Source organism: Lamprobacter sp. (assembly GCF_034860625.1).
Taxonomy (GTDB): Bacteria; Pseudomonadota; Gammaproteobacteria; order Chromatiales; family Chromatiaceae; genus Lamprobacter.
On record NZ_JAYESN010000010.1, the window covers coordinates 65,971 to 78,415 of the forward strand.

The window sequence follows — 12,445 nt, forward strand, 5'->3', positions numbered from 1 at the left end:
CGGCATCTGGACTGGCATCGGCATCGGCATACATATCTAGCGAGCCTGCAAACGTTTCCGTATCCTTAACGGAACATAACGCCTGCCGACGCACGGCCTAATCCGCCGTACACCACGAGATTCCATGAAGCAACAGATCCAAGGATTGGTGCGCGCTGCACTCGAGCAGTTGATCGCCCAAGCCGTACTTGACCCAAACACCTTTGATGACGGCTTGCCGGAGCCGCAGATCGAGCGCACCCGCGATGACGCCCACGGCGACTTCGCCACCAATGCCGCTATGATGTTGGCCAAGCGCGCGCGCAGCAAGCCGCGCGATCTGGCCGAGCGCATCGTCGCCGCACTGCCGGCATCGGCGTTGATTGACCGCGTCGAGATCGCCGGCCCCGGCTTCATCAATTTCTATCTGGCCGCTGACGCCTTCCACGCCCAGGTCGCCGAGATCCTCGCCCAGGGCCCCGCCTTCGGCCGCTCGCAGATCGGCGCCGGCAAGCGCATTCAGATTGAGTTCGTCTCGGCCAACCCGACGGGCCCCTTGCACGTCGGTCATGGCCGCGGCGCAGCCTATGGCGCAGTCGTTGCCGACCTGCTAGCCGCGGTCGGTTACGACGTGCACCGGGAATACTACGTCAACGATGCCGGCCGCCAGATGGACATCCTCTGCACCTCGGTCTGGCTGCGCTATCTCGAGCTTTGTGGTGAGAGCCTGCGCTTTCCTGCCAACGGCTATCGTGGCGACTATGTCTGGGATATCGCTGCCTCGCTGCATCGCGAGCATGGAGATGACTATCGGGTCTCGGTCGATGAGGTCTTCGCTGCTATGCCCGAGGACGCCGCGGCGGTCGACGAACTGGATGCCGAGGGCCAACCCCTGCCCCAGGCCCCGCTCGGGAATAAAGAGGACCACATCGATGCGCTGATCGCCAACAGCAAGCGCTTGCTGGGCGACAACCGCTATCGCTTCGTCTTCGAGCTGGGTCTGAACAGCATCCTTGATGACATCCGTCAGGATCTTAGCGAGTTTGGCACCCAGTATCAGGAGTGGTACTCAGAGCGCTCGCTGACCGAGAGCGGCGCCGTCAACCGGGCGATCGAGCGCCTGCGCGAGGGTGGTCACGTCTTCGAGCAGGCCGGCGCGCTCTGGTTTCGCTCCAGTGCCTTCGGCGACGAGAAGGACCGGGTGCTGGTGCGCGAGAATGGGCAGACCACCTATTTTGCCTCCGATATCGCCTATCACATGGACAAGCTCGAGCGCGGCTTCGAGCGCGTGATCGATATCTGGGGTGCCGATCATCATGGCTATGTCCCGCGCGTGAAGGCGGCGCTCACCGCGCTCGGCGACGATGCCGACCGGCTCGACGTGCTGCTGGTGCAGTTCGCGGTACTCTACCGCGGCGGCCAAAAGGTACAGATGTCGACCCGCTCGGGCGACTTCGTGACCCTGCGCCAGCTGCGCAAGGAGGTTGGCCGCGACGCCGCCCGCTTCTTCTATGTGATGCGCCGTTGCGAGCAGCACATGGACTTCGACCTAGACCTCGCCAAGAGCCAATCCGCCGACAATCCGGTCTACTATTGCCAATACGCGCATGCGCGCGTGCAGAGTGTGCTGCGCCAGGCCGCAGACCGAGGCATCCTGATCGAGCCCAGCAGCGGCACCAGTCATCTCGATCAGCTGACCGAGCCGCACGAGCTGGCACTGATGAAGGCCCTGTCGCGCTACCCCGAGGCACTCGAAGCGGCGGCCCTCGGTCATGAGCCGCATCTGCTCACCACCTATCTGCGCGAGCTGGCCAACCAGCTGCACACCTATTACAACGCCCATCAATTCTTGGTGGATGACAAAGCACTGCGCGATGCTCGCATCAAGCTCATCCTGGCGACACGGCAGGTATTGAGAAACGGCTTGGAGCTCATCGGTGTTTCGGCACCGGATCAGATGTGATCGAAGAAAAGCAACAGGAGCCAAGATGACCAAAGACTACCGCCGTCCACCCACAGCACCGCGCCGACGCGGCGCCCGCCGCGGCACCTGCGCCTTCTGGTTCATACTTGGCGGTGTGCTCGGTGCCTTCGGTGTTGGCTACGCCTGGATGATCCATGACCCGACCGCCTCGGGAGAGCTCAACGAACAGGCGACCACCCGCCCGCCGGCAACACCAGCGCAGGAGCGTCAATTCGACTTCTTCAGCATGCTGCCAGAGGAAGAGGTGGTGGTCCCTGCAGACGAGGCCGCGGAACCCATTGCGCTGCCGCCGGCTAAAGTCGAAGAGCCAGCCACTCAGCCGGTCGCTCAACCAGCGGCTCAAACCGCCACCCAGTCGAGCCCGCCAGCCCGGAACGCCGCTGCCACATCAGCACGTCCTGAGCCGACTGCAACCGCCAGCGCGGCGCCAAGCAACCGCGGCGGCGAGTATCTGCTGCAGCTCGCCTCGTTCCGCACCACCGCCGATGCAGAACGCCTCAAGGCACAGATGGCCCTGAAAGGCATCCAGACCAGCATCCAGACCGTCACCATCGACAATGGCCAGACCTATCACCGGGTGCGCACCGCCACCTACGATAAATCCGCGGCCGAGGCCATGCGCGCCAAGCTGCAGCGCGACGGCCAAGAGAGCATCATGATTCGGGCGCGTTGACAGCTCGCAGCCCCTGCCCGAGCCGCAAGGTGTAAACTCGCTCCATCTTCATAGCAGCCTTAGTCCAGAGTCTCGATGTCTGACGATAAGACCACCCATTTCGGCTACCAGAAGGTCCCAGAGAAAGAGAAGGCTGAGCGCGTGCGCGCCGTGTTTGACTCGGTCGCCTCACGTTACGACCTGATGAACGACCTCATGTCGATGGGTATCCATCGGCTCTGGAAACGGCGCGCCATTGAGCTCGCCGGGGTGCGGCGTGGTCAGCGCCTGCTTGACCTGGCGGCCGGAACCGGCGATCTCGCTGAACAATTCTCCCGCCTCGTCGGTCCTTCGGGCGCCGTGGTGATGTCCGACATCAACCAGGCCATGCTTGCGCAAGGGCGCTCACGGCTGGTCGATGCTGGCGTCGTCGGCAACCTCGACTACGTCCTCATCGATGCCGAGAAGATCCCTTTTGCCGATGACAGTTTCGACTGCGTGACCATCGGTTTCGGGCTGCGCAATGTCACCCATAAACAGTTCGCGCTCAACGAGATGTTCCGCGTGCTGCGGCCCGGCGGGCGCGCCTTGGTGCTCGAATTCTCGCATCCGACCCTCAAGCCCCTCGCAAAGGCCTACGATGTCTACTCGTTCTCGGTGCTGCCAACCCTTGGACGCTTGGTCGCCGGCGATGCCGAGAGCTATCGCTATCTGGCCGAGTCGATCCGCATGCACCCGGATCAAGAGACCCTGCGCTCGATGATGGAACAGGCGGGACTGGAGCGCTGCGAGTTCTTCAACCTCACCGGTGGCATCGTCGCCATTCATCGCGGGTACAAGCTATGAGCAGCGAGCAGCAGACGGCCTCCTTTGGTCAAACGAGCCAGACGAGCGAAGCCAGCCTGGCGCCGCCCTCAGTCCTGCTCGCTGCTGCGGAGGCGTTCATCAACCGCGTCCTAAGGCTCGATCCCGAAGGCGCGGCAGGGCTTGCCAAGGTGCAGGGGCAGGTACTGCGGGTCGAGCTGGTTGGGCTCGGATTGCATCTGTGCCTGGTCCCGGAAGGCGCCGCCCTGCGACTGTTCGGTGACTATGAGGCTATGCCCGATTGCCTGGTGCGCGCCACGCCGGCGGCACTGCTGAGCATGGCCCTTGCTGAGCATCGCGAGGACGAGATCTTCAGCGGCGCGGTTCAGATCGACGGCGATCATGGTCTCGCGCAGACCATCGGCGAGGTGCTCAAAGGGCTCGACATCGACTGGGAAGAACAACTCGCCACCCTCGTTGGCGACAACATCGCGCATCAGATCGGCCATCAGGCGCGTGCAGGGAGCCGCTGGGCCGAGCGCAGCCGGCGCACCCTGCAGACCGACCTGCGCGAGTATCTGATCGAGGAAGGCCGTTTCCTGCCGAGCGAGTCCGAAATGCAAGGCTTCCTCGCCGGGGTCGACCGATTGCGTGACGACGTCGAACGACTCGAGGCCCGCGTTGAGCGGCTCTCTCGCCAAAGCAGTCAGGGCACAGGGACTGACCCCACCTAAGCAGCGCAGCCCTAGAACCGCCAGGAAGCATCGCCAGGACCGCCCGGAGCCGACCAGAACCGCTCATGTTTCGTCTCTCGCAGTCGCTCCGACTGCTGCATATCAATCTCGTGCTACTCAAGCATGGCCTCGACGAGGTCATCGTCGCGACCAAGCTCTTTCGGCCGCTGCGCTTCCTCATCTATCTGGCGCCCTGGCATTGGTATCGGCGCAATCTGCCGGCCTATCCGGTGCGTGTGCGCCAAGCGCTTGAGGAGTTGGGGCCGATCTTCATCAAGTTCGGCCAGTTGCTCTCGACCCGAGCCGACCTCCTGCCGGAGGATCTGGCGGTCGAACTCGCGCTGCTGCAAGACCGCGTCCCGCCCTTTCCCGGTCCTGAGGCACGGCGTCTGATCGAGAAGGCCTGGGGCCAGCCGATCGAGACCGTGCTCGACGCGTTCCAGGAAGTGCCTCTCGCCAGCGCATCGATCGCGCAGGTGCATACCGCGCGACTCAAGAACGGGCAAGAGGTCATCGTCAAGGTGCTGCGGCCGGATATCGAGCAGATCATCCGTCGTGATGTCGACCTGATGCTCACCTTCGCCCAGCTTGCACAACGCTACTGGCCCGACGGCCGGCGGCTACGACCGGTTGAAGTGGTGCGCGAGTACGAAAAGACCATCTTCGACGAGCTGAATCTGCAGCGCGAGGCCGCTAACGCCTCACAACTGCGGCGCAACTTCAAGCACAGCCAGTTGCTCTATATCCCCGAGGTGTTTTGGGATTGGACCCGGCCGACGGTGATGGTGATGGAGCGCATCTACGGTACACCAGTATCGCAGGTCGAACAGCTCAAGGCGCAGGGCATCAGCATGCGCCTGCTCGGCACCCGTGGGGTCGAGATCTTCTTCACCCAAGTGTTCCGTGATAACTTCTTTCACGCAGACATGCACCCGGGCAACATCTTCGTCGAGCCATCCGGGCGCTATATCTCGGTCGATTTTGGTATCGTCGGCAGCCTGACCAAGGAAGACCAACGCTATCTAGCTGAGAACCTGCTGGCCTTTTTCCGCCGCGATTACCGCCGCGTCGCCGAGCTCCACGTCGAATCCGGCTGGGTGCCACGCGGCACCCGTGTCGAAGAATTCGAGTCCGCGATTCGCACCGTCTGCGAGCCAATCTTCGAGAAGCCGCTCTCAGAGATCTCCTTCGGTGGCTTCCTGGTCAACCTGTTCCAGACCGCGCGTCGCTTTGATATGGAGATCCAGCCACAGCTGGTGCTGCTCGAGAAGACGCTGCTCAATATCGAAGGCCTTGGCCGCCAGCTCTACCCTCAGCTCGATCTCTGGACCACGGCCAAGCCGTTCATGGAGCGTTGGATGCGAGAGCAGATCGGCCCGCGCATGCTGGCACAACGTCTGTGGCATAACTGGCCAGCATTGGCGGAGCGCTTACCCGATCTGCCCGTGGCGGTCACCCGCATCATCGATCAGCTTGAGCATCAGGCGGCGCTTTATCCAGCAGGCGGTAGTCAGGGCCTGAGCCGGCTGACCACGCAGATCCGGACCAACCATGGCCGAACCACTGCGTCACTGTCCGCGATCGCACTCGCGGGTCTGGCAACGGCGCTGATCCTGACCCCGCCTGCGGCCACCGCAGCCTTCCCGCTGCTCGCACCCATTGCCGCTTCCCTGCTGCTGCTCACGAGCCTGATCATCCTCTGGCGCAACCTGATTGCGCCGACCAAAGCCGAATAGGGATTTCGATACAGGGCGCGGCATCTGCGGCATCTGCCTGCGCCCCGCACCCTAGGAGGGTCTGACCTTGCGCTTGTGGCCAGCCTTCTCCAGCTCATCGAGATAGGTCTTCCAAAGCGCTTCTTGATTCTCACCGAGCTTGTACAGGTACTCCCAGGAGTAAATCCCGGTGTTGTGCTCGTCGTCGAAGAACAGGCAGACGGCATAGTTGCCGACAGGCTCAATCCGATCGATGTTCACCTCTTCCTTGCCGAGCTGCAGAACACGCTGGCCAGGCCCATGGCCTTGGACTTCCGCCGAGGGTGAGTAGACGCGCAAGAACTCCACCGGCATGGTGAAGTGCTTGCCATCATCAAAGCTGATCTCCAACACGCGCGAGCTGCGGTGTAGATTGAATTCGGTTGGGGTAGGCATGAAAACTCCTTGCAGTAAACCAGAGCCGCGAACCGCGGCTTGCGTCCAAATGTGGGGCTTCACACCCCAATATCGAAGCCGCGCCGCAGCTTGGTGCGCAACCTGATATGCAACCAGGCTAGCGGATGCTCAACCTGGGGCCAGCTGACCCCGCTTCGGTCGACCTCTCAGAGGATGTATTGAGACAGATCCTCGTCCGCAGCCAGCTCGCCGAGGCTCTTATCGACGTAGTTGGCGTCGATGGCGACGGTCACTCGGTCCATCTCGGTGGCGTTGAAGGAGACGTCCTCGAGCAGGCGCTCCATCACCGTATGCAGGCGACGGGCACCGATGTTCTCGGTGCGCTCGTTGACCTGATAGGCAATCTCTGCGATGCGCCGAATCCCATCTTTAGTAAAGTCGATGGTCACGCCTTCGGTCGCCAACAGCGCTGCATATTGATCGGTGAGCGACTCGTCGGGCTCAGTCAGGATGCGGATGAAATCATCCGAGGTCAGGGCCTGCAATTCGACCCGGATCGGCAGTCGGCCCTGTAGCTCAGGCACCAGATCCGAGGGCTTGGCCAGATGGAAAGCGCCGGAGGCGATGAAGAGGATGTGATCGGTCTTCACCATGCCGTGTTTGGTCGAAACCGTGCTGCCTTCAACTAACGGCAGCAGATCCCGCTGCACGCCTTCGCGCGAGACATCCGCGCCACCGCTCTGCTCGGCGCGGCGGGTGACCTTATCGATTTCATCCAAGAAGACGATGCCATTTTGCTCGACGTTATCCATCGCCTTGAGCTTCATCTCCTCCTCATTGATCAGCTTGGCCGCCTCTTCATCGAGCAGCACCTTGCGCGCCTCGCTGATGCGTAGCTTGCGTCGCCTGGAGCGATTGGAGCCGAGGTTCTTGAACAGCCCCTGCAGTTGATTGGTCATGTCCTCCATGCCGGGTGGCGCCATGATCTCGACACCGAGCGGCGCCAGACTCACCTCGAGCTCGATCTCACGCTCGTCGAGCTCGCCGGCGCGCAACTTTTGGCGAAACTTCTCGCGCGTGCCAGAGCTGGCACCACGGCCGCGGCTATCTTCATCGAAGTCCGAGGGTGGCGGCAGCAAGGCGTCAAGGATGCGCTCCTCAGCGGCGCTCTCGGCGCGCTCGCGGTTGCCGAGCATCTGCTGCTCGCGCTCCATCTTGATCGCCATGTCGGCGAGATCGCGGATGATCGACTCGACATCGCGCCCAACGTAGCCGACCTCGGTAAACTTGGTCGCCTCAACCTTGATGAAGGGCGCATTCGCCAGTCGCGCCAGACGACGCGCGATCTCGGTCTTGCCGACCCCGGTGGGGCCGATCATCAGGATGTTCTTCGGTGTGATCTCCGAGCGCATCGGCTCCGGGATCTGAGATCGGCGCCAACGGTTGCGCAGCGCAATCGCGACCGCGCGTTTGGCCTGGTCCTGACCGACGATGTGCTTATCAAGCTCGGCGACGATACGTTTCGGGGTGGTGGTGTCGGACATAAGACAGAGAGATCAGCAAGACGCCTGAGGCGACTCGGCGCGCCACGACGCAGTTTATGGGTCAATTCGGTGGGCCGGTGAGCTGCGGCACGCTCAAGCCCACCGCAGTCGCCGCGTGCTGGCCCGCCGCGCTAATCGTCGGCAAGCTCCTCGAGCACGAGGTTGCGGTTCGTGTAGATGCAGATATCGGCAGCAATGCCGAGCGAGCGCTCGACGATCTCGCGCGCGCCAAGCTCGGTATTCTCCAGCAGCGCCCGCGCTGCCGAGGCCGCGAACGAGCCGCCAGAGCCGATCGCCATCAAGTTGTACTCAGGCTCAAGCACATCGCCGGTCCCCGAGATGATCAGCGACGCCTCCTGGTCAGCGACACAGAGCATCGCCTCCAGTCGCCGCAGCATGCGATCGGTGCGCCAGTCCTTCGCTAGCTCGACCGCTGAGCGCGTTAGATGGCCCTGATGACGCTCCAACTTGGCCTCGAAACGCTCGAACAACGTAAAGGCGTCAGCCGTGGCACCAGCGAAGCCAGCGAGCACCCGTTCCTTGTAAAGCCGGCGGACCTTGCGCGCATTGCCCTTGACGACCGTGTTACCAAGCGAAACCTGGCCATCACCGCCGATCACGACATTGCGGCCGCGACGCACAGAGAGAATGGTCGTGCCCTGAAACGATTGCATCTTAACTTCCTCGCCTGGATGACGGATCGGGTTGCCTCGGTCCCAAGCGAACGAAGCGCGCGGGCTGCGCTGTCGCACCGCGTATTTGCTAGGCCGTAGCCTAGATGACCCCTAATCGCTGCCTTAGCAAATCCTTTAAGCTTAAGCAGCAGAGACAGAATCTGTCAAAAAAATTGCCCTCGTCATCGTTGATGAGTGATGATGTGGCCTATATTCGTATGCTGAAAGCCTGCGTATTTCGCGACGATTATGAACATACGGCTAACGATGATCGGCTCTCGACTGCATCGCCTTGCTCGCTGCACATTGTTACTCCTGATCGCCGCATCTGACGCTTGGTCGCTAGCTGTCGCCGCCGACGCGTCTAACACGGAATCTGGTGGGAGCGAGCGGTTGGCGCTGCTGGCAATCAATGAACACTATCGTGAACTCGCCCCGCTCGCCACCGGCTCTACTTCGGAATTGCTGCGCGACAGGCTCGAACAGGTCGGGTTTCGCGTTGAATTGCTGAGGAATCCTACCAATGGCGTACTGTTGGCCGCATTACGTCGACTTGAGACTCGACCAGACAGCGTGGACATGGCGCTGATCTATTTCGTCGGCTACACGCGCCAACTGCGCGAGAAGAACTTTCTGCTGCCCGCCAATGCCGATCCCAAGTCGGCGTTTGACCTGCTCACTCAGGGTGTTGATCTCGACGGCCTGCGCAATGCGGCAGCCACCGTAGCACGTCGACTCGGCTTGGTGATCATCGATGGTGCCTATCCGGAGCCGCAACTCGACGCCATTGCCGAGCTACGGCCTGGTCTAGCACCGGCTCCAATGACCGGCATCACCCTGATATTACTGAGCGCCCCACCGGGCCAAATGCTTGCTCCTGACGCCAGCCCTGAAGCTCTTGCCCGCGCCTTTAGCGAAGCGTTCGAGGCGACTCTCGTTAAGACAGCATCAGTCGATGAGTTTGTCGAGGCATTCAACGCGCGGGCGACGCGCGATGCCGCCCACCAGGTCGCGCGATTCTCGGGTCCGGCGCTACCGACCAGCTTCGCTCTCGAGGTTGACGCCACAACCGATGGCGACACTCCGCCAGCTAGCGGGGAGCCGGCTGATCCCGAGTTGATCGATCCGGCGGCAAGCGCGCGCGCATTTAGCGCCGAACCGATTGTGCCGACCGAAGCGGCCGATTTCGAGGCCAGCCTGACCGATACTCAGCGGCGAGACGTTCAGCGCGCATTGCGCCAGATCGGACTTTATCGGGGCAGCATCGATGGCCAGTTCGGCCCCCTCACCCGCGATGCGGTTAAGATTTTTCAGCGTTCCCGCGCACTGCCGCCGACGGGCCGGGTCGATGTGGACTTGATGCACACCCTACTCGACCTTATGGAGCCTTAACCTTAGCCTGCCATTAGCGCAGGCCAGGGTCCATTCGGCGGGACACCCCAACCCTGGACGGAGGGTCCCATTCCCGCGCTAATTCTCAGAGGGCACGCTTGTCATGGGTCTTCGTCTCAAATTCAATCTGGCCATGTTGTTCGCCCTAGCCATCGGCTATGGGCTGACCGGCTACGCCGTCCACTCAATGTTGCAGGAGAACGCGCGCGCGGCGGTGCTCGACATGGCCCGCATCATGCGCGAAAGCGCGCTCGCCATCCGCTCCTACACGGTCGAGGAGGTTGGCCCGTTGATGCAAACGCTCTCGGTCGAGCGCTTCCTGCCGCATACCGTGCCCTCATTCGCGGCGCAGACCAATTTCCGCCAGGTGCGCGAGGCCTACCCCGATTATGCCTATAAGGAAGCGGCTCTGAATCCGACCAATCCTTCCGACCGCGCCACCGATTGGGAGGCAGACATCATCCACGCCTTTCGCAACGATGATGCATTGCGCGAGCTGATCCTGGAACGCGACACCCCGACCGGCCAGTCGCTGGTGCTCGCCCATCCGATTCGCATTACCAACGAGGCCTGCTTGCAATGCCATTCCACGCCGGCCGCCGCGCCAGCCTCGATGATCGCCCTTTATGGCGAGGCCAACGGCTTTGGCTGGAAGCTCGATGAAATCATCGGCGCGCAGATCGTATCCGTGCCGATGCGGGTCGCGCTCGAACGCGCTAATCAGACGTTCTCCACCGTGATGATCTCGCTCGGCGCGGTTTTCCTGACAGTGTTCGTGATTCTCAACCTCTTGCTGAGCCTCAGCGTGGTGCAGCCGATCCGTCGGCTCTCGACGCTCGCCAACGAGGTCAGCCTAGGGAATCTTGATGCTCCCGAGCTAGAACCGGCGGGCGGTGGCGAAATCGCCACGCTGACGACGGCCTTCAACCGCATGCGCCGCAGTCTCGAAAACGCGATGCGCATGTTCAGTTAGTCCGGTACCAGCATGCACGCGTCCCCTGCCTCCACCTCTCGCCTTCAACTCCCGGAGCGCATCGGTAAGTACCGGATCGACGGCATGCTCGGCGCCGGTGCCATGGGCGTGGTCTACCGCGCCCACGATCCGATCATCGAACGCGACGTCGCCATTAAGACCGTCCGCGCCGAACTACTCGCCGACGAAGAGGGGCATGCTTGGCGCCAGCGCTTCGAGCAAGAAGCGCGCGTCGCAGCACGCTGCCTGCATCCCAATTTGGTCACCATCTTCGACTGTGGCGAGGAACAGGGCACCCCCTATATCGTGATGGAATACGTCAAGGGGCGGCCATTGCATGACTATCGACGAGCCACCAACCTATGCTTGGCGGCCTCAGTGCATATCGTCGCGCAGGTGCTCGATGCTCTGCAAGTCGCCCATGCCGCCGGTATCGTGCATCGCGACATCAAGCCGGGCAATGTGCTGCTGCTCGACGACGCGCGCGTTAAGCTCGCCGATTTCGGCATCGCCAAGGTGCAATCCACCGCGCTCACCAGCTTTGGCGCAATGATCGGCACTCCAAACTACATGGCCCCAGAGCAGTTCAACGGTGAGCCTCTCGATGCACGCTGCGACATTTACGCCACTGGCGTATTGTTGTTCGAGCTGATCACCGGACAACGTCCATTTTCCGGCCAGTCCGATGCCGAACTCATGTATCACGTGCTCAGGGAGGCACCACCAAATCCGGCTGAACTGAACTCGGAGGTGACACCTGCGCTTGCCGACTGCGTGCTGCGTGCGCTTGCCAAGGACCCGGAACATCGCTTTCCGGACGCGCAGGCATTCGCCACAGCACTGACCGCAAGTATCGCAACAGCGCATGAGGCAGAGACAGTGGTGGCGCCGCGCCCACGCCCGCCGGCCGTCACCGCACTAGCGCCGAGTCGGTTTGATCCGGCACTGATCGAACGCATCGAGCAGCAGTTAACCGAACGCATCGGCCCCATTGCCCGCACCCTCTTGCGACGGGCAACGGCCAGTGCGCGCGATCTCGACGATCTGTGCCAAACGCTTGGTGAGGCGCTAAACGATAGCGAACTTGCAGCGTTGAAACGCGTGGTCTCCAATACCCAGACATCTGCCATCGGTACCAGCGCTAGCCTCGCGGCGGCGAGTCGCACCGGGTTGCGCATCGAGCCTGCGCAATTAACCGCCACCCAACGTTCGCTCGCTTCCTATATCGGCCCCATGGCCCAAGTGCTCGTGCATCAGTCAGCGCTCGCCGCCACCAGCATGGAAGATTTTTACCAGCGACTCGCCGCTGCCATTCCTAATGTGAACGAACGCAACGCCTTTCTGCGCGAGCGCGCGCTGAGATAGGTACCACAGCATACATCTACCCAGCGCTATAGGAACTAGAACCGGAATCCAGTCATCATTCAGCTAAACGCAGCTTAAGGCAATTGCCGGAAAAGCTCGTACCGAATTGCGCAGGATGTTCGTTTGCCTTCAAGGAGCATCGTCGGGAGCATAGCCGGGCTATGTGACCGGCGATGCGACGCAGAAGGCGAGCGAAAAGACAAGCAAGGCGGTATGAGCTTTGACAGAAATCG

General features: G+C 62.0%; 11 protein-coding genes. 8 read left to right on the top strand and 3 right to left on the bottom strand.

Annotated features, from left to right (window positions below):
* The first annotated feature begins 124 nt into the window (after nt 1-124).
* The 5 genes from argS (at nt 125) to ubiB (ending at nt 5,889) form a co-directional block, all read left to right on the top strand.
* Nucleotides 125-1,942, top strand: coding sequence for an arginine--tRNA ligase (gene argS, locus VBE63_RS04525; protein ID WP_323681806.1), 1,818 nt, complete (start codon nt 125-127; stop codon nt 1,940-1,942).
* 25 nt (nt 1,943-1,967) lie between these two features.
* Entirely contained in the window at nt 1,968-2,636 is a 669-nt protein-coding gene (locus VBE63_RS04530) for an SPOR domain-containing protein (RefSeq protein ID WP_323681807.1), read from the top strand.
* Between the two features lie 75 nt (nt 2,637-2,711).
* On the top strand, nt 2,712-3,461 hold the full coding sequence (gene ubiE / locus VBE63_RS04535) for a bifunctional demethylmenaquinone methyltransferase/2-methoxy-6-polyprenyl-1,4-benzoquinol methylase UbiE (RefSeq protein WP_323681808.1): 750 nt from the start codon (nt 2,712-2,714) through the stop codon (nt 3,459-3,461).
* The gene (locus VBE63_RS04540) at nt 3,458-4,153 is read left to right on the top strand and encodes a ubiquinone biosynthesis accessory factor UbiJ (RefSeq protein WP_323681809.1); all 696 of its coding nucleotides are present in this window, start codon (nt 3,458-3,460) and stop codon (nt 4,151-4,153) included. The genes ubiE and VBE63_RS04540 overlap by 4 nt, the downstream gene beginning before the upstream one ends.
* A 65-nt stretch (nt 4,154-4,218) precedes the next feature.
* The gene (gene ubiB, locus VBE63_RS04545; RefSeq protein WP_323681810.1) at nt 4,219-5,889 is read left to right on the top strand and encodes a ubiquinone biosynthesis regulatory protein kinase UbiB; all 1,671 of its coding nucleotides are present in this window, start codon (nt 4,219-4,221) and stop codon (nt 5,887-5,889) included.
* A gap of 51 nt (nt 5,890-5,940) precedes the next feature.
* Here ubiB and VBE63_RS04550 read toward each other — a convergent pair whose 3' ends face one another.
* The 3 genes from VBE63_RS04550 to hslV form a co-directional block, all read right to left on the bottom strand.
* Entirely contained in the window at nt 5,941-6,303 is a 363-nt protein-coding gene (locus tag VBE63_RS04550; protein ID WP_323681811.1) for a DUF971 domain-containing protein, read from the bottom strand.
* A gap of 167 nt (nt 6,304-6,470) precedes the next feature.
* Nucleotides 6,471-7,808, bottom strand: coding sequence for an ATP-dependent protease ATPase subunit HslU (gene hslU / locus VBE63_RS04555; protein WP_323681812.1), 1,338 nt, complete (start codon nt 7,806-7,808; stop codon nt 6,471-6,473).
* Between the two features lie 131 nt (nt 7,809-7,939).
* Entirely contained in the window at nt 7,940-8,482 is a 543-nt protein-coding gene (hslV, locus tag VBE63_RS04560) for an ATP-dependent protease subunit HslV (protein WP_323681813.1), read from the bottom strand.
* Nucleotides 8,483-8,875: 393 nt separating this feature from the next.
* Between hslV and VBE63_RS04565 the strand changes: the two genes are divergently transcribed.
* The 3 genes from VBE63_RS04565 to VBE63_RS04575 all read left to right on the top strand — a co-directional run bounded on the left by VBE63_RS04565 (nt 8,876) and on the right by VBE63_RS04575 (nt 12,212).
* Complete coding sequence (locus VBE63_RS04565; protein ID WP_323681814.1) at nt 8,876-9,874, top strand: peptidoglycan-binding protein; 999 nt, start codon at nt 8,876-8,878, stop codon at nt 9,872-9,874.
* A gap of 103 nt (nt 9,875-9,977) precedes the next feature.
* Nucleotides 9,978-10,847, top strand: coding sequence for a c-type heme family protein (locus tag VBE63_RS04570; RefSeq protein ID WP_323681815.1), 870 nt, complete (start codon nt 9,978-9,980; stop codon nt 10,845-10,847).
* 12 nt (nt 10,848-10,859) lie between these two features.
* Nucleotides 10,860-12,212 (top strand): serine/threonine-protein kinase, encoded by a 1,353-nt coding sequence (locus VBE63_RS04575; protein WP_323681816.1) that lies wholly within the window; start codon nt 10,860-10,862, stop codon nt 12,210-12,212.
* The last annotated feature ends 233 nt before the right edge of the window (nt 12,213-12,445 follow it).